21 protein-coding genes are annotated in these 21289 nt (G+C 69.1%); 12 read left to right on the plus strand and 9 right to left on the minus strand.

The features are described 5' to 3' along the window. Positions 1-4 precede the first annotated feature (4 nt). The 6 genes from ACSQ2H_RS05075 to ACSQ2H_RS05100 all read left to right on the plus strand — a co-directional run bounded on the left by ACSQ2H_RS05075 (position 5) and on the right by ACSQ2H_RS05100 (position 4801). Complete coding sequence (locus tag ACSQ2H_RS05075) at positions 5-1399, plus strand: DUF4166 domain-containing protein (protein WP_436060370.1); 1395 nt, start codon at positions 5-7, stop codon at positions 1397-1399. Between the two features lie 113 nt (positions 1400-1512). Continuing rightward, positions 1513-2433, plus strand: a complete 921-nt coding sequence (locus ACSQ2H_RS05080) for an alpha/beta fold hydrolase (protein ID WP_436060371.1) — start codon at positions 1513-1515, stop codon at positions 2431-2433. An 80-nt stretch (positions 2434-2513) separates the two neighbouring features. After that, entirely contained in the window at positions 2514-2912 is a 399-nt protein-coding gene (locus tag ACSQ2H_RS05085; RefSeq protein WP_436060372.1) for a hypothetical protein, read from the plus strand. 163 nt (positions 2913-3075) lie between these two features. Further along, positions 3076-4158: a Zn-dependent alcohol dehydrogenase gene (locus ACSQ2H_RS05090; RefSeq protein ID WP_436060373.1), complete on the plus strand. Its 1083-nt coding sequence runs from the start codon at positions 3076-3078 to the stop codon at positions 4156-4158. A gap of 161 nt (positions 4159-4319) precedes the next feature. Beyond that, the gene (locus ACSQ2H_RS05095) at positions 4320-4523 is read left to right on the plus strand and encodes a hypothetical protein (protein WP_436060374.1); all 204 of its coding nucleotides are present in this window, start codon (positions 4320-4322) and stop codon (positions 4521-4523) included. Between the two features lie 26 nt (positions 4524-4549). Further along, positions 4550-4801 carry a hypothetical protein gene (locus ACSQ2H_RS05100; RefSeq protein ID WP_436060375.1) on the plus strand — a complete coding sequence of 84 codons (252 nt, stop codon included), beginning with the start codon at positions 4550-4552 and terminating at the stop codon, positions 4799-4801. A gap of 43 nt (positions 4802-4844) precedes the next feature. Here the strand turns inward: ACSQ2H_RS05100 and ACSQ2H_RS05105 are convergent, their stop codons facing one another. The 3 genes from ACSQ2H_RS05105 to arsC form a co-directional block, all read right to left on the minus strand. Beyond that, a complete protein-coding gene (locus ACSQ2H_RS05105; RefSeq protein ID WP_436060376.1) occupies positions 4845-6074 on the minus strand; it encodes a TetR/AcrR family transcriptional regulator in 1230 nt (409 codons plus the stop codon). 91 nt (positions 6075-6165) lie between these two features. Beyond that, positions 6166-7524 (minus strand): peptidoglycan DD-metalloendopeptidase family protein, encoded by a 1359-nt coding sequence (locus tag ACSQ2H_RS05110; protein ID WP_436060377.1) that lies wholly within the window; start codon positions 7522-7524, stop codon positions 6166-6168. A 135-nt stretch (positions 7525-7659) separates the two neighbouring features. Next, entirely contained in the window at positions 7660-8019 is a 360-nt protein-coding gene (arsC, locus tag ACSQ2H_RS05115) for an arsenate reductase (glutaredoxin) (protein WP_436060378.1), read from the minus strand. 173 nt (positions 8020-8192) lie between these two features. Here arsC and ACSQ2H_RS05120 point away from each other — a divergent pair, with 173 nt between their 5' ends. Beyond that, entirely contained in the window at positions 8193-8792 is a 600-nt protein-coding gene (locus tag ACSQ2H_RS05120; RefSeq protein ID WP_436060379.1) for a YceI family protein, read from the plus strand. A 4-nt stretch (positions 8793-8796) separates the two neighbouring features. On the opposite strand, the gene ACSQ2H_RS05125 is transcribed toward ACSQ2H_RS05120, so the two are convergent. Together ACSQ2H_RS05125 and ctrA are read right to left on the minus strand one after the other, a co-directional pair. Continuing rightward, the gene (locus tag ACSQ2H_RS05125; RefSeq protein WP_436060380.1) at positions 8797-11172 is read right to left on the minus strand and encodes a M20/M25/M40 family metallo-hydrolase; all 2376 of its coding nucleotides are present in this window, start codon (positions 11170-11172) and stop codon (positions 8797-8799) included. A gap of 114 nt (positions 11173-11286) precedes the next feature. After that, complete coding sequence (gene ctrA / locus ACSQ2H_RS05130; RefSeq protein WP_183773298.1) at positions 11287-11982, minus strand: response regulator transcription factor CtrA; 696 nt, start codon at positions 11980-11982, stop codon at positions 11287-11289. 321 nt (positions 11983-12303) lie between these two features. Here ctrA and ACSQ2H_RS05135 point away from each other — a divergent pair, with 321 nt between their 5' ends. The 4 genes from ACSQ2H_RS05135 (at position 12304) to ACSQ2H_RS05150 (ending at position 16320) form a co-directional block, all read left to right on the plus strand. Then, positions 12304-13446 carry an SDR family oxidoreductase gene (locus ACSQ2H_RS05135; RefSeq protein ID WP_436060381.1) on the plus strand — a complete coding sequence of 381 codons (1143 nt, stop codon included), beginning with the start codon at positions 12304-12306 and terminating at the stop codon, positions 13444-13446. An 83-nt stretch (positions 13447-13529) separates the two neighbouring features. After that, on the plus strand, positions 13530-14867 hold the full coding sequence (fliI, locus tag ACSQ2H_RS05140; protein WP_436060382.1) for a flagellar protein export ATPase FliI: 1338 nt from the start codon (positions 13530-13532) through the stop codon (positions 14865-14867). Beyond that, positions 14864-15277, plus strand: coding sequence for a flagellar export protein FliJ (locus ACSQ2H_RS05145; RefSeq protein ID WP_436060383.1), 414 nt, complete (start codon positions 14864-14866; stop codon positions 15275-15277). The genes fliI and ACSQ2H_RS05145 overlap by 4 nt, the downstream gene beginning before the upstream one ends. Beyond that, a complete protein-coding gene (locus tag ACSQ2H_RS05150; protein WP_436060384.1) occupies positions 15274-16320 on the plus strand; it encodes an endo-1,4-beta-xylanase in 1047 nt (348 codons plus the stop codon). The genes ACSQ2H_RS05145 and ACSQ2H_RS05150 overlap by 4 nt, the downstream gene beginning before the upstream one ends. Here the strand turns inward: ACSQ2H_RS05150 and ACSQ2H_RS05155 are convergent. Further along, complete coding sequence (locus ACSQ2H_RS05155; RefSeq protein WP_436060385.1) at positions 16317-16721, minus strand: DUF4282 domain-containing protein; 405 nt, start codon at positions 16719-16721, stop codon at positions 16317-16319. The two genes, ACSQ2H_RS05150 and ACSQ2H_RS05155, sit on opposite strands and share 4 nt — an antisense overlap. Before the next feature lie 174 nt (positions 16722-16895). Between ACSQ2H_RS05155 and ACSQ2H_RS05160 the strand changes: the two genes are divergently transcribed. After that, entirely contained in the window at positions 16896-17423 is a 528-nt protein-coding gene (locus tag ACSQ2H_RS05160; protein WP_436060386.1) for a GNAT family N-acetyltransferase, read from the plus strand. Positions 17424-17430: 7 nt separating this feature from the next. Here ACSQ2H_RS05160 and flhA read toward each other — a convergent pair whose 3' ends face one another. From flhA to fliN, 3 genes are read right to left on the minus strand one after another with little or no spacing between them, the layout of a single operon-like run. Next, positions 17431-19530, minus strand: a complete 2100-nt coding sequence (gene flhA, locus ACSQ2H_RS05165; protein ID WP_436060387.1) for a flagellar biosynthesis protein FlhA — start codon at positions 19528-19530, stop codon at positions 17431-17433. A 20-nt stretch (positions 19531-19550) separates the two neighbouring features. Then, positions 19551-20918 (minus strand): sigma-54-dependent transcriptional regulator FlbD, encoded by a 1368-nt coding sequence (flbD, locus tag ACSQ2H_RS05170; protein ID WP_436060388.1) that lies wholly within the window; start codon positions 20916-20918, stop codon positions 19551-19553. A 29-nt stretch (positions 20919-20947) separates the two neighbouring features. Next, positions 20948-21286, minus strand: coding sequence for a flagellar motor switch protein FliN (gene fliN, locus ACSQ2H_RS05175; protein WP_183773317.1), 339 nt, complete (start codon positions 21284-21286; stop codon positions 20948-20950). Positions 21287-21289 lie beyond the last annotated feature (3 nt).

Raw genomic sequence — 21289 nt, forward strand, 5'->3', positions numbered from 1 at the left:
CGCTGTGACGCGCCGCATCCTCCTGGTCGGCGCGACGGGCGCGTTTGGGGAGCGGTTGGCGCGGCTGCTGGCCTCCTGGCCTGAGATCGAGCTGATCCTGGCGGCGCGTGGGCTGGAGCGGGCGCAGCTTCTGGCGCGCGAGTTGGGCTGCGCAGCGGCAGGTTTCGACCGCGACCGCCCAGAAACCCTCCACGCCATGACCGCCGGCTGGTCCCACATCGAGCGGGTCCTGGTGGCCATCTCGCCGGGCGCGCGGGCGCCGCGCGGCGTTTCGGTGGTGCGGGCGATCCTTTCCTATGTCGGTCAGCCGGTCCGGGTGTTCTCCGGCGGCGGATGGACCTGCCAGCCCGGCTGGAGCGGGCTGCGACGCATCGCGATACCCGGCGTCGGCCAGCGGCTCGCCTCGCTGTGCGAGACCCCGGACCTCGACCTGATGGCCGGCCGCGTCGGAAAGGAAGCGCGGTTCCTGGCCGGATTGGAGCTGGCGCCGCTGCATCTGGGCCTCTGGCTGCTGTCGTGGCTCGTGCGGCTGCGCCTCGTCCGCTCGCTGGAGCCGGCGGCCGCGCCCTTGCGGGCCATGGCCGACGCGGTGGCGCGGCTGGGGTCGGATCGCGGCGGGATGGTCGTGCTGGCCGAAGGGAGCGGCGAGGACGGTTCGCCTCGTCGCGCGCGCTGGTCGCTGGCGGCGCAGGCCAACGCCGGGCCGACCGTGCCGGTGGCGGCGGCCGCCGCGGTGCTGCGTGGTCTGTTGTCGGGGCGGATCACGATCCGCGGCGCGCGAGCTTGCGTGGGCGTGGTCACGCTCGACGAGATCGTCGCCGAACTGGCTGGATTGGCGATCACGACGCAGGTCGATCATGGCGCGCCGGATGCGCCGACGCTGCTGCGGCGTTTGCTTGGCGACGGCGCCTGCAGGCTGCCTGCGCCGGTGGTTGCGGTGCACGACCGCTTGGCCGCTCAGACCTTTAGCGGCCAGGGCGTGGCGCGTGGCGCGCGCGGACCGTTGCAGCGCCTGTCGCGTGCGGTGATCGGCTTGCCGGAAACCGGGCGATACCGGGATCTGAGGGTGACGATCGCGCCCGATGCGCGCGGCGAGCGATGGACCCGCGACTTCGGGCCCTGCCGGTTTTCGTCTCGGTTGCGGACGCTGGCCGCGCCCGGCGAGTTCGAGGAGCAGGTTGGGCCGCTGAGCTTCCGGTTTCGACCTGTGTTGAAAGCGAACGGCTTTTCCTGGCGATTGCTGTCGTGGCGGCTGGGACCGCTCGTGTTGCCGATGGCCCTGGCGCCGCAGGTGCGCGCCGCGTCGTTCGAGCGCGACGGCGTCTATCGGTTCAGCGTGGTCACTGCCCATCGGTGGTTGGGCGTGGTTTTCGCCTACAGCGGGCGCTTTGCCGTCTGACGGGCGCAGAAGGCGAACATATCCCGCTGTAGTTGAGATGTTGCGACGCAACGAAACTGCCGTCGCCTCAAGGCGTTCACCCTACATCAGGCATCCGAGTTGGGAGCTGAACCTTGCAAAAGAGACCCAAGGGCGTGTTGTCCGTGGGATGGGCGTGTTTCGCTTCGGCTGCGAGCGGCCGCACCGAACACGTGCCGACGTCGGACGACTATCCCGACAGCGTCGTGCGACGCTTTCGCTTCGAGGCCGGTGGCGGCCTTGGCTGGAAGATTTCCGCGCTCACCACCCCCCGCGATCGGCCCGCGCCCTGGAAGATCGTGGTCGTGACCGGCGCGCCGTCCTGGGCCGAGTACTGGGCTCCGGTGCTGGCCGGCCTCCCGCAGGACCGCGAAATGGTCGTCGTCGACCGCCCCGGCTACGCCGGGTCCGAGCCGGTGGAGTATGTCGGCGACATCCAGACCCAGGCCCGGGCCCTGGCTCCGCTGCTACAGGCCCGGCCGGGCCAGAAGGTGCTGCTGGTCGGCCAGTCGTACGGCGCAGCGATCGCCTCGATCATGGCCGAGCAGAACCCGCGCCGTGTCGCCGGACTGGTGATGCTGTCGGGGTACTTCGGTGAGTCTGGGCCGACCGCGCGTTGGCTGGTGCACCTGGGCACAAAGCTCCTGAAGGTGATCCCGCGCGACTTGCGCCATGCGGTGCTGGAGGTGTCCGGCCAGCCGAGCCAGTTGGAGCACCTGCACAAGGCCCTGTCGCGGCTGCGCATCCCGGTGCATGTGATCCATGGCGACAAGGACGACTTCGCACCGATCGAGATCGCCGAACGGCTGGCGGTCCAGACCGCAAGCTGGAAGCCGATCCGGTTCGAGCGGGTGACCGGCGGAAACCACTTCATCAGCGACGGTCCGGTTGAGCCGCTGCTGGCCTCGCTGGAGGCCTGTATCCCCGCCCGCAACGCCTGGGCGCTGCGCTTGCCGGCCTGGACGCGACTGGCCTGGCCCAAGCTGCGCCTGGGCGGACGCACGGCGCAGGCGTGATCACGATTGGACGGGTGGGCGGAACTTCGCGCGAGGGCCTGAGTTGGGTCGCCGCTGGGCGGGCCTCCGGAGGACCCAAGATGAACGTGAAGTTCTTGCCAGCCCTCGTCGGCGCCGCGCTGGCGGCGCTCGCCGTCTCGGCGGCGGCGCAGCAACCGATGCAATATGATCAAGGTCGCGGGCTCAATCCGCCGATCGACACCCCAGCGAACCAGCCGGGCAGAAACTACGAAGCTCCGCCGGTCGCCGAGACCGGACGGGCGGCGAACACCGCGGCCACCACGTCCAACCTGCGCGCGGGTTCGCGGGTGAAGGATGCGGCCGGCGCCGAGGTCGGCCAGGTCGTCAAGGTCGACGGCGGCATGGTGACCCTCTCATCGAAGGGCAAGACGACCAAGGTGCCGATGTCGAGCCTCAGCACCTCGGGCTCGGATATCATCTCTTCGTCCAGCCGCGCGGACGTCTGGGCGCCGAAGTAACCCCAAGCGACCTCTCCAGCGCCCGATCGGGTGTCTCACGCCAAAAACGTCCTTGGCCGCGGCCATCTGAACAGCGATAAGGTTGGCGTGACGAGCGCCGCGGCCATACCGTGGCTTCGATAATCCGCGCCCGATCGGGCGTCGCTTGGGGAGATCGCCGTAGATGAAAGCCGCAGTGCTGCGCGAAGTGGGCAAGCCGCTTCAGATCGAAGACGTCCAGATCAACAAGCCGGGCCCGCACGAAGTGCTGATCCGCACCAAGGCCGCCGGCCTCTGCCACTCCGACCTGCACTTCATGCAAGGCTCCTATCCGACGGCGCTGCCGGCGGTGCTGGGCCATGAGAGCGCCGGCGTCGTCGAGCAGGTCGGCTCGGAAGTGCGCACCGTGAAGGTGGGCGACCACGTCATCACCTGCCTGTCGGCCTACTGTGGCCACTGCGAGTTCTGCCTGACCGGCCACCTGTCGCTGTGCGTGTCGCCCGACACCAAGCGCGACGCCGAGCAGGAGCCGCGTCTGAAGGCCACCACCGGCCCGATGCAGCAGTACCTGAACCTGTCGTCCTTCGCCGAGCAGATGCTGATCCACGAGCATGCCTGCGTTGCGATCCGCAAGGATATGCCGCTGGACCGCGCCGCCCTGATCGGCTGCTCGGTGATGACCGGCGTCGGCGCGGCGATCCACACCTCGAACGTGCGCCCGGGCGAGACCGTGGCGGTCATCGGCTGCGGCGGCGTCGGCCTGGCGGCGATCAACGGCGCGGCGATCGCCGGCGCCTCGCGGATCATCGCGATCGACATGGTGTCCTCGAAGGGCAACCTGGCCTCGCAGTTCGGCGCCACCGACTTCATCGACGCCTCCAAGACCGACGCGGTCAAGGAAGTGCTCGAGATGACCAAGGGCGGCGTGCACCACGCGTTCGAAGCCATCGGCCTGGCCAAGACCGCCGAGCAGGCGTTCGGCATGCTGCGTCGCGGCGGCACGGCCAACGTCATCGGCATGATCCCGATCGGCCAGACCGTCACCCTGCCGGGCTTCGCCTTCCTGTCCGAGAAGCGCATCCAGGGCTCGATGATGGGTTCGAACCGCTTCCCGGTCGACATGCCGCGCCTGGTGGACTTCTACATGTCCGGCAAGCTGAAGCTCGACGAGATGATCTCGCAGCGCATCAAGCTGGAGCAGGTCAACGAGGGCTTCGACGAGATGAAGAAGGGCGAGCTGGCCCGCTCGGTCATCGTCTTCGACTGACGAAGAATTCCCCGCCGGGGACGAACAGGAGCCCTCCCATCGGGAGGGCTTTTTTCGTGGGCGCTCGCTCAACTATTTGTAAGGCCCGCGCCTGAGCGGCGTCAGGTGGCAGGACGAGGCTTGCTGACAGGCGGATGTCCCCGCCGTTCGGAGCAAGTCCCATGAAGCCCACCCTCATCGTCGCCGGTTCGCTGGCCGCCTCGCTCGCCCTCGCCGGCGTCGCCATGGCGGCCGCACCGGCCGCCGCGCCGACCACCACCTCGTCGACCGCGACCACTACGGCCAAGCCGGCCACCCATCACAAGAAGCACAAGCACCACAAGGCCGCGCCCGCCGCGACGGCGAGCACGCCGGCGACCAAGTAGGTCGTCCAAACCTGAGGAGGACCGCCATGTCCCGCAGTCTGTCCCTGATGACCGCCCTGGCGCTCGTCGCCGGCCTGTCCACGGCCGGCGCGGCCTCGGCCGCCACCCAATGCCGCGACGCCCAAGGTCACTTCGCCAAGTGCCCGGCCGCCGCCCCAGCCAAGTCTGAAAAGTGCCGAGACGCCAAGGGGCACTACGCTAAGTGCTCGTCGGCCAAGGCCTCGACCACGGCCATGGTCGCCAAGACGCCTCCTGCCACCAAGGCCCCGACCAAGTAGGAGGCTGGGAGCCCCCGGACGGAACGCACCCGGACCGGGGGTTCTATTTCACGAAGTAGCCGAGCAAGGCCGGGCGGAGGTACTCCTCCATCACCCCGTCCGTGACCACCGGGCGCCGCCGCGGTTCCAGCGGCAGGCAGGCGTTGAACGTCACCATCATCGCATGCGCGGCCAGCAGCGGGTCGACCGGGCGGATCGAACCGTCGGCCACGCCGTCGGCGATGATGCCGGCGAACGAGTTCGTCGTCTGCAGGAAGCGCACCAGCATCTGCCGGCGCATCGCCGGCGGCACTGCGGCGATGCAGTGGTGGCGCAGCAGCCGCCCACCGGCGCTCTGCGCCTGCAGCATGCCGAGCGACGTCACCGCCAGCCACAGCCGCGTCCAGTTGCTGCCGGCCTTGGCCGCCTCGCGCTTGGCCTGGTCGATCAGGTCGAAGGTGGCCCCGAAGCAGGCGACCGCCAGTTCGTCCTTGTCGGCGTTGTGGTGATAGAACGAGCCCTTGGTAACCTTGAGCTCGGCCGAGATCTTGTCGACCGACGCGCCGCGATAGCCTTCGCGGTTCATCAGCTTCGTCGCGGCCAGCAGGAACCGGTCGCGGGTGACCTCGTCGTTCTCGGCGCTCAGCGCGCCGAGCGCCAGCAACGGTCCATCCGGCCAGGGTTGGCCCCCAGACGGCAGACCGTTGATCATGATGTCGCTGAGCCGGGCCGCGACCCGGGGATAGTCCTGCGGCTCATAGGTCGACAGCCAGGTGTCAGCCCAGGTGAGCTGGTTCACCACCAGCCGCGCCAGGCCCTGGCGGCGCGGCGTGCTGACCCATGGGGTGTCGTCCGACTTCAGCAGCCGTCCGATGCGGACGTAGAGCGCCTCGAAGCTCTGGATCACCGGCTGCTTCTGTTCGCCTTCGATCAGATAGACCTCGCTGAACGGCGCCAGCACATCCTCCTCACCCACCGCGATGCGTCGGCGGGTCTCGAAGTAGGCGGCGATAAAGGCGGTCAGCCGTTCGGCCGGGGTGGTGTGGGTCTCGGCCTCGTCGAGCATGAGCGCGAAGCGGGCGATGGTGTCGTGCAACACCGCCGCGGCGAGGTCTTCCTTGCGCTTGAAGTAGTAGGTGAGGCTGACCGGGTGAAGGTCCATCCGCTTGGCCACGGCGGCCAGGGTGAACCCGCTCATGCCCTGGTCGGCGAACACCTTGGTCGCGGCCGCCATGATGGCGTCGCGCTTGGCGGCGTACCGCGCGCGGGGCTTGGGTTTGACGGCTGCAGTCAAGGCGACTCTCCGCGCGAGCAGGGTTCGATCTGCCACATTAGTGCGCAGGAGAGCAGGTTGGAAGCCGCGTGGAGGCTTCCGTTAGGACAACCTAGCGTCGAAGGGCCAGCGGAGGGGTGGTTTCCGCCACCGCCAGACGCGCGGGCGCCTCGTCGGCGCCCTGGTCGCGGACCAGCGTGTCGATGCGGGCTTTCTGGGCGCGGAAGGCGGCCAGTTCGGCGCCGGCCAGCACGGTGCCCTGGGGCACCTTCGCGCCGATCGGGTTCACGCGCTTGCCGTTCTGCCAGATCTCGTAGTGCAGGTGCGGGCCGGTGGAGGCGCCGGTCGAGCCGACATAGGCGACGACCTGGCCCTGGCTGATGCGGGCGCCGGTCTTGATGCCCTTGCCGAACCGCGAAAGGTGGGCGTAGCCCGTCTCGAACCCGCCCGAGTGACGGATGCGCACCCAGTTGCCGTAGCCGCCCCAGCGGCGGGCCTCGACGACCACGCCGTCCCCGGCGGCGAGCACCGGGGTGCCGGTTCCGGCCCCGAAGTCGATCCCCTGGTGCATGCGGTTGTAGCCGAGGATCGGGTGGCGACGCATGCCGAAGCGGCTGGTCATCCGGGCGTTGTCGACCGGGGTGCGCAGCAGGAAACCTTTGATGTTCTTGCCGGTTTCGTCGAAGTACTGGACATCGCCGTTCTGGCGCTCGAAGCGATAGAACTGCACGCCCTTGATCTGGGCGTACTCCAGGTCGCCGGTCTCGATGGTGCGGCCGCTCTCGGTGACCTTGCGGTCGAAGACCATGGTGAAGGCGTCGCCGGCCTTCAGGTCGCGGTCGAAGTCGACCTTGTGCGAGAACAGCTTGACCATGCCGGCGACGATCGTCGGATTGGCGCCGATGCGCGAGGCGCTCTCGTAGAGCGAGCCGGTGATCTCGCCGCGGGCGACCATCTGCTCGTCGCGGATTTTTTCCTCCATCTCGCGCAGGCGCAGGGCGCCGTCGAAGGTGCGCGAGAGGGTGATGGACTGGGCCGGGCCGGTGCGGAGCGACAGGCCGACCAGGCGGGCCGGACCGCGCTCGCCGCGCGGCTGGGCGACGGCGGCGTCGAAGGCCATGCCGGCCTTGATGTGCACGGTGTCCATCGCCTCGGCCAGGGTCTCGACGGCGCGGCGGGCTTCGTCGCGCGGCACCCCGGCGCGCTCGACGGCGGACTCGAGCGTCTCGCCCGGCAGCACCTTGACCGGCACGCTCTGCGGGCGGCCGAAGCCGGGCTGAGCCTCGGACTGCGTAAACGCGGCGTGCTGGAGGGCGGTGATCGCCGCCGGATCGAGCGGCGCCTTGGGCGGGGCGGCGGCCTGATCGGCGGTGAGCTTCCAGCCCAGCGCCAGGGCGGCGACGCCGGCCACGCCGATGGCGAGGCGCGGAGTCAGCCGAAAGGTCGGACGTCGCGGATCGAACTCTTGCATCGTGCCCCCGTACTCGCGATGCCACACGGCCTGCCGGCCATGCGAAAGCTGCGTCGTAACTGGCGAACGGCTTAACCGTTCTCTACCGATATGGTTAATCGCCGGTAACCAATCCGACGACCCTCACAGCTCCGGTTAGAGCAGACCAAGGACCAGTTCGGCAGGACGGCACAGCGCCGCACCCTTCGGGGTCGAGACGATAGGGCGATTCACCAGGATCGGATCGAGGATCATGGCCGCGACGATCGCCTCGTCGGAGGTGGCCGGATCGGTCAGGCCGAGCTCGACCGCCTTGGTGCCGCGCTCGCGCAGAAACTCGCGGGGGGAGACGCCCATCTTGGCCGCCAGGGCGACCAATTGGTCCTTGGTCCAGCCGGTCTTCAGGTACTCGACGACGGTGGGTTCGAGGCCCTTCTCGCGCAGCAGGGCCAGGGTGTTGCGCGAGGTCCCGCAGGCGGGATTGTGATAAATGACGATGTCGTCCTGCGCGGTCATGCGGGGTCCTCCGGGCCTGGCTGGGCTAAGCGGGTTCGGCATAGCGCGTTCGCCCGGCGGTGCGCCAGACCTGCGACGGTCTTGTGAAAACCAGCGCTTGTTCTTGACGGACGGCGGGTGCGGTTCGATCTAGGTCCGATCTGGGCCATTTCGATATTCGGAGAACTGCAGACATGAAGAAGCTTCTCGCGGCCGCGAGCATGGCGATGCTGATCGCCACCCCGGCCTTCGCCCAGATGCCCGGCGCCGCCGACACCTCGCGCATCGCCGCGGCGACCTACAAGGTCGACGGCCACCACACCCAGGTCGTCTGGTCGTTGAACCACATGGGCTTCTCGGTGCTCTACGGCATGTTCGGCGAGATGACCGGCAGCCTGACGCTCGACCCGGCCAACCCGGCGGCCGCCAAGGTGGTCATCGACATCCCGATGTCGGGTTCGACCACGACCTCGCCGGGCTTCACCAAGCACCTGGCCAGCAAGGACCTGCTCGACGTCGAGAAGTTCCCGACCGCCAAGTTCGTCTCGACCTCGGTCGTCGTCGACGGCCAGACCGCCAAGATCAACGGCGACCTGACGCTGAAGGGCGTGACCAAGCCGGTGACCCTGGACGCCAAGCTGACCGGCGCCGGGACCAACCCGATGAGCAAGGCCCACACCGTCGGCTTCGAGGCGACCGCCAAGATCAAGCGCAGCGATTTCGGCCTGGGCTACGCCCTGCCGGTGGTCGGCGACGACGTCGACCTGAAGATCACGGCCGCCTTCGAAAAGTAGGGCGCTACCAGGTGAACCTGCGGGCGCCGCCGACGATGGTCGCGCCCGAGGTTCCGAAGGCCATCAGGTCGGCGGGGCGAGCGGGCAAGGGCTTCGCTTCCGCCGGCCATTGGTCGATCACCGTGGAATACTTGACCTCGATCGCTCCCGGGCTGGGGGCGCGGAAGGTCAGGGTGAGGCCCTCAGTGGGGGCCTCCCAGGCGATCCGGGCCGAGCCGCCGACGAGCGGCTTGAGCGGATGGCCGTTGAGCGCCGCATTCTCCAGTTTGGTCTTGGCGTCGAGCCGCAGGATGAGCGTGCGCGCGCCGGTCGCGTCCAGGTGCAGGCGGTAGCCGCCGTCCGGCTGGCGCGTGAACTCCATCCCGCCCGGCGGAACGGCGACGGCGGCAGCCCGAGCCGCCCAGACGCCGTCGCGGCGCAGGCCCGGCAGCTTCGTCCGCTCCACCGCGCCGCCGTCGGCGGCCAGGATCCCGCGGGTCCAGTCGGGCAGGCCGGGCGCGTCGCTGATGCGGTAGGCGCGGCCCGCCTCGCGCTCGAGGTAGTAGGCGATGTGGGTGACCTGCGGATGGCGGGCGGTCCAGGGCGGATCGAGCCGCACCACCAAGACCGCGACGGCGCCGAGCAGGACCACGGCCAGGGCCGACATCCGCGCGCCCTTCTGGTCTTCGGCCGGCTGCGCCAGCGGCCAGAGCGTCAGCGCTCCCAGCCAGACGATCACCGCCAACAATTCGGGCTGGTCGAGCCCCTGGTAGATGCCGTGCCCGAACGCCAGCAGCCAAGACAGGCCGAGCACGCCGGCGATCGCCAGGACGAACAGCACCGGCAGGCTGCGGCGTGCGCCAAGCGTGGTCAGCGCCGCCGCCAGGCTCGCCAGGGCCAACGGCCAGCCGACCAGGAAGGCGGTGGTCGGGGCCGCAAACTGCAGGGCGACAGCGATCAGCAGGCCGGTGGCCAGGACGCCGGCCCAGGCGCCGGCCAGGCGTGCAGGGCGTCCGAAGCTCGCCACCGCCAGGACGGCGGCGATCGCGCCGAGCGCCAGCCCGATTAGGTCGAGGCGTCCGAAGGCCGAGCACGCGCCGCCGACGATCAGGGCCAGGACGGCGCCGGCCAGCCGGGTTCGGCCGCGGCCGGCGGCGGCGGCGGCCAGCAGCAGCGCGCCGACGCCCAGCAGGGCGAGGGCGGTCTCCCAGCGGCCGGCCTGGGCCAGCAACTGGCTCTGCTCGAGAAAGCCGAACGGGACGCCGGTGGCGAGGCGGGCGAGGCGGAACACGGCTGCGGCGAAGGTCAGGGCGAACAGCGCTGCGCCCATGCCCTTCAGGACGTCGAAGAAGGACAGCGCGCCAGCTCGCCGGGCGCGCAGCATCGCCAAGGTCAGCAGGAGCCCGGCCGCCGCGACGACAAGCCAGCCGGCGGCTTGAGGGTAGGCGAGGATGTGGCTGCCGAAGGTGTTGGCGTAGACGAGGTTCGGCCCCTCGGCGGGCAGCGTCGTGGCGTCGGCGGCGGCGATCGTCGCTGCCAGCACTTGCTCGCCGATGTGCTGCAACGAGCCCTTGTCGAGGTTGGCCGGGGTCGAGGTGGCGGCGTGATAGTCGAACTGACTGCCGATGAAGGCGTAGTTCAGGCCGGGGATCCCCTTGGCCTTCGACACCGAGAAGTCGGTGTCGTTGGGCATGTGCTCGTAGAGGAAGACGGTCAGGGACGAGGCGACGGGTGCGACGGCGCTCTTGCGGAAGAGCTCGATCGTGCCGGCGTTGTCGGCCCCGGTCTGGAACATCTGAGCGCGGCCGCCGCCGCCGCGGGCCTCCATGTTGAGCAGGAAGCCGATGCGGCCGGCGAGCGGGTGCTGGTCGAAGAACGCCTGGGCGCCGAGCAGGCCGCTTTCCTCGCCGTCGGTGATCAGCAGGATCACGTCGCGGGCCGGCTGGCCCTTGGCCTTGATCGCGCGGGCGATCTCGAGGGCCGCGGCGGTCCCGGCCGCGTCGTCGGCCGCGCCGGGCGAGCCGGGGACGCTGTCGTAGTGGGCCATGACCGCAACGGCCGGCGCTGTCCGGTCGCGACCGGGCAGCACGCCGATGACGTTCTCGACCGTCCCGCCGGCGATCCAGCCGTCCTCCTGGCGCAGCACTTGCGCGCGCTGGACCTGCGGCGAGAGGCCGAGCTCGGTCATCCGCGCGACGAGGTGGTCGCGGACCGCGGCGTTGGCCGGGCTGCCGATCGGGTGGGGGACCTTGGCGATGACCTCGACGTCGGCCATGGCGCGGCCGGCGGAGAAGGCCGAGGCAGGCGCGTCGACGGGGAGGGGCGTCGGCGTGCGCTCCTGCGCCCAACCGATCAGGAACGCGAGCGCAAGGCACGCGACCAGTGCGATAGTTCTTCCCAACGCCGCCTCCCCGCGAACTGTGTGGCGGAGCCTAACGCGGAACGCGGGCAAAAAGAAAACGCCCGCCGGAAGGAGCGGCGGGCGTTCGGCAGTCTAGTGAAGCGTCGGGCCCGTTCAGGCGGCCGCGGCGCTCTCGTGCGGGTCGCGCAGCACGTAGCCGCGGCCCCAGACGGTTTCGATGTGGTGCTTGCCGTCGGCGGCGGCCGCCAGCTTCTTGCGCAGCTTGCAGATGAAGACGTCGATGATCTTCAGCTCGGGCTCGTCCATGCCGCCGTACAGGTGGTTCAGGAACATTTCCTTGGTGAGCGTGGTGCCCTTGCGGAGCGAGAGCAGCTCCAGCATCTGGTATTCCTTGCCGGTCAGGTGGACGCGGCTGTTGTTCACTTCGACGGTCTTGGCGTCGAGGTTCACAGTGATGTCGCCGGTCTTGATGACCGATTGGGCATGGCCCTTGGAGCGACGGACCACCGCGTGGATGCGGGCGACCAGTTCGTCCTTGTGGAAGGGCTTGGTCATGTAGTCGTCGCCGCCGGCGCCGAACGTCTTGACCTTGGTGTCGATCTCCGCCGTGCCGGACAGGATCATGATCGGAGTGTTGATTTTTGCGACCCGCAGGGTGCGCAGAACGTCCATCCCGCTCATGTCGGGGAGGTTCAGGTCGAGCAGGATCAGATCGTAGTCATAGATCTTGCCCAGATCGACGCCTTCCTCGCCGAGGTCCGTCGTATAGACGTTGAAACCCTCGGATTTGAGCATCAATTCAATGCTCTGCGCCGTGGCGCTGTCATCTTCGATCAACAGTACGCGCATCAGTTCCTCCTCGAACGGTAGCGCTAGAAAACAACATATCCGGGCAATCCGCCCCGATCCTCGCTGTTAACTTGCCAGCGAGTTAATTTATGACCGGTTAATGGTGAAGCGCCTTCGGACGAATCGTTAACTCGGTTCGGGAATCGGCGACAAGCGCCCGCCTCCGGGGCGAGTCGCACGGCCGTTGAATCTTTTGTGATTGGACTTGATTGGCGAACACCGGCTGCCGCGGCGCCCGATCTTAACGGCGCGCGGCGGGCGGAACGGTCACGCCGGCGGGTCGTTTGGACCTGGAACAATCCCCCAGCCCAAAGGATCGTCATGGCCGTGAAACTGAAGCCGCTCGCCGACCAGGTCATCGTCATCACCGGAGCATCGTCGGGCATCGGCCTGGCGACCGCACGCAAGGCCGCCAAGGCCGGTGCGGCGGTGGTGCTGGCTGCGCGCAACGGCGAGGCGCTGCGGGCGATCTGCGAGGACATCAACGCCCAGGGCGGCCGCGCCCACGCGGTGGTCGCCGACGTCGGAGCGCCGGAGGACGTCGACAAGATCGCTCGGGCGGCGATCGCGCGCTTCGACCGTTTCGACACCTGGATCAACGACGCCGGCGTCGGGCTTTATGGCGAACTGGCCGAGACCACGGCGGAAGACCATGAACGACTGTTCCGCACCAACTACTTCGGGGTGGTCAACGGGTCGCTGGAGGCCGTGAAGCACTTCCGGGAGAACCGCCGCTCCGGCGCGGTGATCAATGTGGGCTCGTCGCTGTCGGACGTGGCCGCCCCGCTGATGGGCGCCTACTCGGCCTCAAAGCACGCAGTGAAGGGCTTCACCGACGCGCTGCGCCTGGAAGTGCTGCGCGAGAAGATCCCGGTCTCGGTGACGCTCATCAAGCCGTCGAGCGTCTCGACCCCGTTCGCCGACCACGCGCGCAACATGATGGATCAGCCCGCCTCGGTCCCGCCGCCGCGCTATGCGCCGGAGGTGGTCGCCGACGCCATCCTGCATGCGGCGGCGCATCCGATCCGCGACATCGCGGTCGGTTCGGGCGCGCGCCCGATGGCGATCGGTTCGGCCGCCGCGCCGATCCTGGTCGACAAGATGATGGCCCGCATGATGCCGCCGATGACCCGCCGTCGCGGCGACAAGCCGACACGCGACAGCCTGCATGCGCACGGGGTCGACGGCCTGACCGAGAGCGAGCACCTGAAGGGCCGCCGCTTCAGCGTCTACGCCGAGGTGCAGAAGCGACCCGGTCTGACGCTCGGGCTCGGCGCGCTGGCGGTGGTCGGGATCGCCGCTTTCCTGGGGCGTGACAGTCTGGCCAAGAACGCCCGGCCGATGCTGGCCAAGGCCGCGCGGCCGCTCCTGCTGCGCGCGGCCATGCAGCGCCCCGGCACGGCGGCCAAGCTGGTGGCGCGCCATCCGGGCCAGGCGGCGCGGCTGGCGGCGGCCCTGCGTTGACGACGCGGGGAATCTTCATCGGGAGTTAACGGCGGCGGGCGGATTCTCCCAGGCGGTCGAATCTGACCGCTGGGGTCCTGTCCTTGCGTAGCCTTGTCGCCGCCGTCGAGCGGATCGATCCGCTTACCGTCTCCGGCCGCGTCGCGGCCGTGAACGGCCTCCTGATCGAGGCGCGAGGCGGTCTGACGCGCCTTGCGGTCGGGGCGCGCGCCGAGATCGAGCGCCGGGCCGACAAGCCGCTGGCCGCCGAAGTGGTCGGCTTCCGCGAGACCCGCGCCCTGCTCATGCCGTTCGGCCCGGTCGAGGGCGTCGCGCCAGGCGCCGAGATCCGCATCGAACCGCAAGGCTCGGCCGTGCGGCCGACCACGGCCTGGCTGGGCCGCATCGTCGACGCCTTCGGCGAGCCGATCGACGGCCTGGGGCCGCTGCCGCAAGGCACGGCCGCCTATCCGCTGCGCGCCGCCCCGCCGGCCGCCCATGCGCGCGGCCGGGTGGGCGAGCGCCTGGATCTCGGCGTGCGCTCGATGAACGTCTTCACCACCTGCTGCCGCGGCCAGCGTCTGGGCGTGTTCGCGGGCTCGGGCGTCGGCAAGTCGGTGCTGCTGTCGATGCTGGCCAAGCAGTCCGATTGCGACGCGGTCGTGGTTGGGCTGATCGGCGAACGGGGCCGCGAGGTCCGCGAGTTCATCGAGGAGACCCTCGGCGAAGAAGGCCTGAAGCGCGCCATCGTCGTGGTGGCCACCTCGGACGAGCCGGCGCTGAAGCGCCGCCAGGCCGCCTACATGACGCTGGCGATCGCCGAGTTCCTGCGTGACCAGGACCTCGAGGTCCTCTGCATGATGGACAGCGTCACCCGCTTCGCCATGGCCCAGCGCGAGATCGGCCTCGCCGCCGGCGAGCCGCCGACTACCAAGGGCTACACGCCCACGGTCTTCACCGAGCTGCCGAAGCTGCTGGAACGCGCCGGGCCGGGGCCGATCCGCCCGGACGGCACAACGGCTGGGCCGATCACCGGCATCTTCACGGTGCTGGTCGACGGCGACGACCACAACGAGCCGATCGCCGATGCCGTGCGCGGCATTCTCGACGGCCACATCGTCATGGAGCGGGCGATCGCCGAGCGCGGTCGCTTCCCGGCCATCAACGTCCTGAAGTCGATCAGCCGGACGATGCCGGGCTGCCACCTGCCGCACGAACGCGAGATCGTGAAGTCCGCACGCCAGTCGCTGTCGGCCTACGCCAACATGGAAGAACTCATCCGCATCGGCGCCTATCGCGCCGGCGCCGATCCGCAGGTCGACCGGGCAATCGCCCTCAATCCGGCGCTCGAGGCGTTCCTTGGCCAGGACAAGGACGAGGCCACGAGCCTGGACGACAGCTTCAACATCCTCGCCCACATCCTGAACGGTGAAGCCGCATGAGCTGGGCCAAGTCCCTGATCAAACTCTCGACCTACGAGGTCGAGATCCTGCAGAAGCGGCTGGCCGAGATCGCCGACCGGCGCATGCAGTACGAGATGAAGCTGGCCTTCCTCGAAGCGGAGGGTGAAGCCGAGGCGCAGCGCGCTCGCCAGGACGCCGAGGCCGGGTGGTACCAGGTCGGCTTTTGGGAAGGTCTGCGCGCCCGCAAGGCGCTGATCCAGGCCGACATTGATCGTGTCGCCATCGAGGAGGCCGGCGCCCGCGACGCGCTGGCCTTGGCCTTCGAAGAGCAGAAGAAATACGAGCAGGTGGCCGAGGGCATCCGCTTGGCCCAGGTGAAGGAGGCCGCGCGCCTGGAGACCGCCGCCCTGGACGAACTGGGGCTGCGCAGGGCGGCCGGCGCCCGGTGAGCCTTTCACGGCGCTCGGTGGTCGGAGCGGCGCTGGCTTTGGCGGCCTGCGACCGTGCCCCCGACGCCCAGGCCGCAACTCTCGATCTGCCGCCGCTGAAGTCGGTGGCGCCGTTCCCGATCGGAACCTGCGTCCAGGCGTTCCAGCTCGACGAGCCGGATCTGTCGGCGCTGATCGCCGCCCAGGTCTCCCAACTCACCGCCGAGTGGGAGATGAAGATGGAGTACATCGTCCAGGACGACGGCTCGCTTCGCTTCGATGCGCCGGACCAGATCGCCGCCTTCGCTCGTACGCACGGCATGCGGTTCTTCGGTCACACCTTGGTCTGGTACGCGCAGGAGCCGCCGGCCTTCAAGAATCTGGACACCGGCAGGGCCAGTTTTGAGGCGGCCTATCGCAATTACATCTCCGCCGTCGTCAGCCGATATCGCGGCCAGGCGGTGGGGTGGGACGTGGTCAACGAGGCGGTCGACGAGGACGGCGACGGCTGGCGCGACTGCCTGTGGGCCCAGCGGCTGGGGCCGTTGGAGCACATGGTTCTGGCCTTCCAGCACGCGCGTGAAGCGGACCCCGACGCTGTGCTGTTCCTCAACGACTACAACCTGGAGAACCGGCCGAAGAAGCGCGCCACGTTCATGAAGTTGGTCGAGACGCTGCTGAAGGCCGGCGCGCCGCTGAGCGGCGTCGGGACCCAGACGCATGTGGCGGCCGACCTCGCCCCGGGCATGATCACCGCGGCGATCAAGGACCTGGCCAGCTTCGGCCTGCCTGTGCACCTGTCGGAAATGGACGTCTCGCTGAAGCGGGCCGAAGGCTTGCACGGCCGCGCTGAGCTCGAGGCCGGTCAGGCGCGGCTCTACGCCGAAGCCGCGGAGGCCTTCTCAAGCCTGCCTGCGCAGCAGCGCTTCGCCTTCACGCATTGGGGCCTGCGCGATCCGGACTCGTGGCTCAACTACAAGAGCGGCGGCGACAAGCCGCTGTTGTTCGACGGCCGCGGTCGTCCGAAGCCGGCGACGGCCGCCTGGATCAACGGACTGCGCTAGTTCAGCGGGCCGGGGGTCGGCGCACGCGGCGCGGCAGGGCGGGCAGGCGCCTGTTCGGCGGCGTCGGCGGCCTGACGCAGGGCGTGGAGGTCGTCGCTGAGGCGGAACAGGGCGACATAGAGTTCGCAGAACGAGCGCCAGAGCAGCACCAGCCCAGCGACCACCAGCAGACCGGCGACCAGCACCGGAATCGCCAGAATCACGCCGATCCAGCTTTCTTCGCGCAGGGCCACGCCGACTGCGGCGCCGACCGTACCGAACGCGATCAGTGCGATGACCCCCAGGCCCGCCCAATAGATGAGATGAATCACCTGGTTGGTCATCAGGCGCTCGAAGGTCAGCAGATCCCAGAAGATCGAGCTGCCCGGGCCGCGCCGGGTCGGGGAAGCAGGTCGCCGCATTCGATTTCCAACGCTTCGCGGCCCAATCGACCGCGCCAGGCGCAAATCGCTACCAGCCAGGGGGCGCGGCTGCAACGCCCCTCGCGCCGCAGCTTCGGTCCGGGCGGCCCGGGCGCGGGGTTTTGAGCGCCAGCCGAGCGCCCAGGCGAGCGCTGGGATGACAACATTCGCTGAATGCGTGTTAGCCTTCGAGCCATGGGCACGACGACACAAGCCGCCGACTGGAGACTTGAGCCGATCTCGGGCGCCGACCGCGACGTGGTCGAAATCATCGGTTTGCCGCCCGAACAGGAGGCGTTCGCCGGCAGTCTGGACGAGGTGTTCGGGCGATTGAACGAGTCCGACGCGGTCGGGCTCGAGCAGGGCTTCGCGGTCGTCGAACCGGGCGGCGAGGTGGTCGGGTTCTTCGTCCTGCGCGAGGGGCTGCGCCGTCCGCCCTGGGCGCCGCCCGGCACCGTCAGCCTGCACAATTTCCGCGTCCGGCCCGGCTTTCAGGGCAGGGGCGTCGGGCGGCGCTGCATCAGCCTGCTGGAAGAGTGGTTCGTGCGCGAGCGTCCGGTGCAGCCGCAGCTGATGCTGGCGGTGAACGCCCGCAACATCCCGGCCATCGAGGCCTATCGGAAGATCGGCTTCGTCGACACTGGCGGCCGGCACGAGGAGGGCTTCGGCCCGCAGCTGATCTTCGCCAAGCCGCTAGGCTGACGCCGACCTAGATCTGCCCGACCGTCTTCAGGCGGGCCTTCGGGTGGATCTCGTTCTGGCTGAGCACCGGGGTCTGGCCGCGGAAGCGCTCGATGATCGAACGCACATAGGGGCGGATCTGCGGGCTGGTCAGCAGCACGGCGCTGTCGCCGGCCAGGGCCGCGCGTTCGAAGCTGTCGCGGACGGCGCGGATGAAGTCCTGCAGACGCGAGGGGGCCAGGGCCAGCTGCTTTTCCTCGCCGGCGCCGATCAGCGCGTCGGCGAAGGCGTTTTCCCACTCGCCCGACATGGTGATGATCGGCAGGGCGCCGTCGTCGCCGCGATAGGCGAACGAGAGCTGGCGGGCCAGACGGCCGCGGACCTGTTCGACCAGCAGGGTGATCGAGGCGGTGTGCGGCGCGGCCTCGCCGATGCCTTCCAGGATCGCCGGCAGGTCGCGGATCGAGACCCGCTCGCGCAGCAGCGCCTGCAGCACCCGCTGGATCGTCGTCGCCGAGACGACAGCCGGGACCAGATCGTCGACCAGCTTCTTCTGCTCGCCGGGCAGCTCCTTCAGGAGCTTCTGGACCTCGGCGTAGGAGAGCAGGTCGGGCATGTTCTCCTTGAGGATCTCGGTCAGGTGCGTGGTGAGCACGGTGGCCGGATCGACGATCGTGTAGCCGCGGAAGGTGGCTTCCTCGCGCAGGGAGTCGTCGATCCAGGTGGCCGGCAGGCCGAAGGCCGGCTCGCGCATGTGCTCGCCCGGCAGCTCGACCTGGCCGCCGGACGGATCCATGGCCATCAGCGAGCCGAGCCGCACTTCGCCGCCGCCGCCCTCCATCTCCTTGATACGGATCATGTAGCCCTGCGAGGGCAGGCGCATGTTGTCGAGGATGCGGACCGCCGGCATCACGAAGCCGAAGTCCTGGGCCAGGGTGCGGCGCAGAGCCTTGATCTGGTCAGTCAGGCGGCGGCCTTCGAGGTCGTTGATCAGCGGCAGCAGGCCGTAGCCCAGCTCGATTTTGATCTCGTCGATGGCCAGGGCCTGGCTGATCGGCTCTTCCTGATCCTGGGCGGCCGCGGCCGGGTCCACCGGCACCAACTCGACGGGCGGCGGGGCGAGGGCGTCCTGCGAGCGTTTCCAGGCCAGGAAGCCGGCGCCGGCGGCGAGGCCCGCGAACGGGATGATCGGCATGCCGGGGATCAGGGCGATGACGCCGGCCGAGGCCGAGACCATGCCCAAGGCGATCGGATTCATCGCCAGCTGGGCGACCAGGGCCTTGTCGGCCGAGCCGTCGACGCCAGCCTTGGAGACCAGGAAGCCGGCGGCGATCGAGATGATCAGGGCCGGGATCTGGCTGACCAGACCGTCGCCGATGGTCATGATCGTATAGGACGAGGCGGCCTGGGCGAGCGGCACCTTGTGCTGCACGACGCCGATCAGGATGCCGCCGATGATGTTGATGGCGACGATGATCAGGCCGGCGACCGCGTCGCCGCGCACGAACTTGCTGGCGCCGTCCATGGCCCCGAAGAAGGTGCTTTCCTGCTCCAGCTCCTTGCGGCGCTTCTTGGCTTCGTTTTCCTCGATCAGGCCGGCCGAGAGGTCGGCGTCGATGGCCATCTGCTTGCCGGGCATCGAGTCCAGGGTGAAGCGCGCGGCGACTTCGGCGATCCGGCCCGAACCCTTGGTGATGACGACGAAGTTCACGATCACCAGGATGATGAACACGATCACGCCGATGACGAAGTTGCCGCCCATCATCAGCTTGCCGAAGCCTTCGATGATCTTGCCGGCCCCATGCGCGCCTTCGTGGCCGTGACCGAGGATCAGGCGCGTCGAGGCGATGTTCAGCCCGAGGCGGAACAGGGTGGTGACCAGCAGGACGGTCGGGAAGGCCGTGAATTCCAGCGGCTTCTTGATCAGAAGCGAGGTCATCAGGATCAGCACCGAGGAGGTGATCGAGACGGCCAGCAGCAGATCCAGCACGAACGGCGGGATCGGCAGGATCAGCAGAATGACGATGCCGATGACGCCCAGCGCCAGGGCGACCTCGCCCTTCATCAGCCAGCCCAGCATTTCGCGGGGCGACGGACGGGTCGAGGAAGGGAGCGAGGCGTCGGTCATGATCTGCTCGGGTTACTCGTTCAGGCCGCGCTGGCGCCCATCTGCGGGGCGGGCACCGGGACGCCGGCCTCGGTGTATTCCTTGAGCTTGTTGCGCAGGGTGCGGATCGAGATGCCGAGGATGTTGGCCGCGTGCGTGCGGTTGCCCAGGCAATGCGACAAGGTGTCGATGATCAGCCGCTGCTCCATGTCGGCGACGGTCTGGCCGACGAAGGTGCGGGTCACCGCCTCGGCGGCGTCGGCCGCGGTCTGGGCGGCGCGGGCGGCCGGATCGGGGGCGGCCAGCGGCTGGCCGTCGGGCAGGCGGATCGCGCCTTCTTCGATCTCCGGCCCGCTCGCCAGCAGCACCGCGCGGTGCATTGCGTTCTCCAGCTCGCGCACGTTGCCCGGCCAGCGGTGGGCGGCCAGGCGGCGCTTGGCCTCGGCCGACAGCGATCGCTCGGGCATGCCGTTGGCCTTGGCGTACTTGCGGATAAAGAACTCGGCCAGGGCCACGACGTCGCCGGGCCGCTCGCGCAGCGGCGGCAGGCGCAGGTTCACGACGTTGAGCCGGTAGAGCAGGTCCTCGCGGAACGTGCCGTCCTTGACCGCCTGGGCCAGGTCGCGGTTCGAGGTGGCGAGGATGCGGATGTCGACCTTCACCGGCTTGGCGCCGCCGACCCGGTCGATTTCGCGCTCCTGGATGGCGCGCAGCAGCTTGGCCTGCAGGCGGGCGTCCATCTCCGAGATTTCGTCGAGCAGCAGCGTGCCGCCGTTGGCTTCCTCGAACTTGCCGATGCGGCGGGCGACAGCGCCGGTGAAGGCGCCCTTCTCGTGGCCGAACAGCTCGCTTTCCAGCAGGTTCTCGGGGATGGCCGCGCAGTTGACCGAGATGAACGGGCGGCTGGCGCGGCGCGACTTCTGGTGCACGTAGCGGGCGATGACTTCCTTACCCGAGCCGCTTTCCCCGGTGATCAGGATCGAGGCCTCGGACGGGGCGACCTGGTCGGCCAGGCTGATCACCGACTGCATGCCGGGGTCGCGCACGACCATCGGCTTTTCGTCGTCGGAGACGGCGGCCAGGACGGCGGCGATCATCTCGGCGTCCGGCGGCAGCGGGATGAATTCCTTGGCGCCCGCGCGGATCGCGTCGCCAGCTTTCTGGGCGTCCGGATCGACGCCGCAGGCGACCACCGGCACGCGGATGCGCTCGCCCTCGTTGGCGGCGATCAGGCCGGCGATGTCGAGGTCGTAATCGACCAGCAGCAGGTCCGCGCCCTGGCCCGCGCGCAGGGCGTGGGTGGCCGCCTCGATGGTCTCAACGTGGCTGACCTTGGCGCCCGCCGTCATCGCCATCTTCACGGCGTTGGAGAGCTGTCCGTTCAGTTTTCCGACGACCAAAAGCCGCATAGCACTATCTCCTACAGACCCTCAGGCGATCAGCCCTGAGTGTCGCCGTCCTTGATGATTTCGGTCATGGTCACGCCCAGGCGGTCGTCGACGATGACGACCTCACCGCGGGCGACCAGCCGGTTGTTCACGTAGATGTCGATGGCCTCGCCGACCTTGCGGTCCAGGTCGAGGACGCTGCCCGACTGCAGTTGCAGCAGCTGGGCCACCGACATGGTGGCGCGGCCGAGCACCGCCGAGATCGAGACCGGCACGTCGAAGACCGGCGCCAGATCGCTGGCGGTCTTGTCCTCGATCTCCATGCCCATATCGGCCATGGGCATGTCGGAGGGACCGAATTCGTCGAGTTTGAGGTCGTTGTCGGACATGGC

The sequence above is a fragment of the Phenylobacterium sp. LjRoot97 genome (genome assembly GCF_964254345.1).
Classification (GTDB): Bacteria; Pseudomonadota; Alphaproteobacteria; order Caulobacterales; family Caulobacteraceae; genus Phenylobacterium.

What these genes read in the sequence shown, in the direction of transcription:
- ACSQ2H_RS05085 (WP_436060372.1), top strand. Translation starts at nt 2,514, where the DNA reads ATGAACGTGAAGTTCTTGCCAGCCCTCGTCGGCGCCGCGCTGGCGGCG.
- ACSQ2H_RS05090 (WP_436060373.1), top strand. Translation starts at nt 3,076, where the DNA reads ATGAAAGCCGCAGTGCTGCGCGAAGTGGGCAAGCCGCTTCAGATCGAA.
- ACSQ2H_RS05095 (WP_436060374.1), top strand. Translation starts at nt 4,320, where the DNA reads ATGAAGCCCACCCTCATCGTCGCCGGTTCGCTGGCCGCCTCGCTCGCC.
- ACSQ2H_RS05100 (WP_436060375.1), top strand. Translation starts at nt 4,550, where the DNA reads ATGTCCCGCAGTCTGTCCCTGATGACCGCCCTGGCGCTCGTCGCCGGC.
- ACSQ2H_RS05110 (WP_436060377.1), bottom strand. Translation starts at nt 7,524, where the DNA reads ATGCAAGAGTTCGATCCGCGACGTCCGACCTTTCGGCTGACTCCGCGC.
- arsC (WP_436060378.1), bottom strand. Translation starts at nt 8,019, where the DNA reads ATGACCGCGCAGGACGACATCGTCATTTATCACAATCCCGCCTGCGGG.
- ACSQ2H_RS05120 (WP_436060379.1), top strand. Translation starts at nt 8,193, where the DNA reads ATGAAGAAGCTTCTCGCGGCCGCGAGCATGGCGATGCTGATCGCCACC.
- ctrA (WP_183773298.1), bottom strand. Translation starts at nt 11,982, where the DNA reads ATGCGCGTACTGTTGATCGAAGATGACAGCGCCACGGCGCAGAGCATT.
- ACSQ2H_RS05135 (WP_436060381.1), top strand. Translation starts at nt 12,304, where the DNA reads ATGGCCGTGAAACTGAAGCCGCTCGCCGACCAGGTCATCGTCATCACC.
- ACSQ2H_RS05145 (WP_436060383.1), top strand. Translation starts at nt 14,864, where the DNA reads ATGAGCTGGGCCAAGTCCCTGATCAAACTCTCGACCTACGAGGTCGAG.
- ACSQ2H_RS05155 (WP_436060385.1), bottom strand. Translation starts at nt 16,721, where the DNA reads ATGCGGCGACCTGCTTCCCCGACCCGGCGCGGCCCGGGCAGCTCGATC.
- ACSQ2H_RS05160 (WP_436060386.1), top strand. Translation starts at nt 16,896, where the DNA reads ATGCGTGTTAGCCTTCGAGCCATGGGCACGACGACACAAGCCGCCGAC.
- flhA (WP_436060387.1), bottom strand. Translation starts at nt 19,530, where the DNA reads ATGACCGACGCCTCGCTCCCTTCCTCGACCCGTCCGTCGCCCCGCGAA.
- flbD (WP_436060388.1), bottom strand. Translation starts at nt 20,918, where the DNA reads ATGCGGCTTTTGGTCGTCGGAAAACTGAACGGACAGCTCTCCAACGCC.
- fliN (WP_183773317.1), bottom strand. Translation starts at nt 21,286, where the DNA reads ATGTCCGACAACGACCTCAAACTCGACGAATTCGGTCCCTCCGACATG.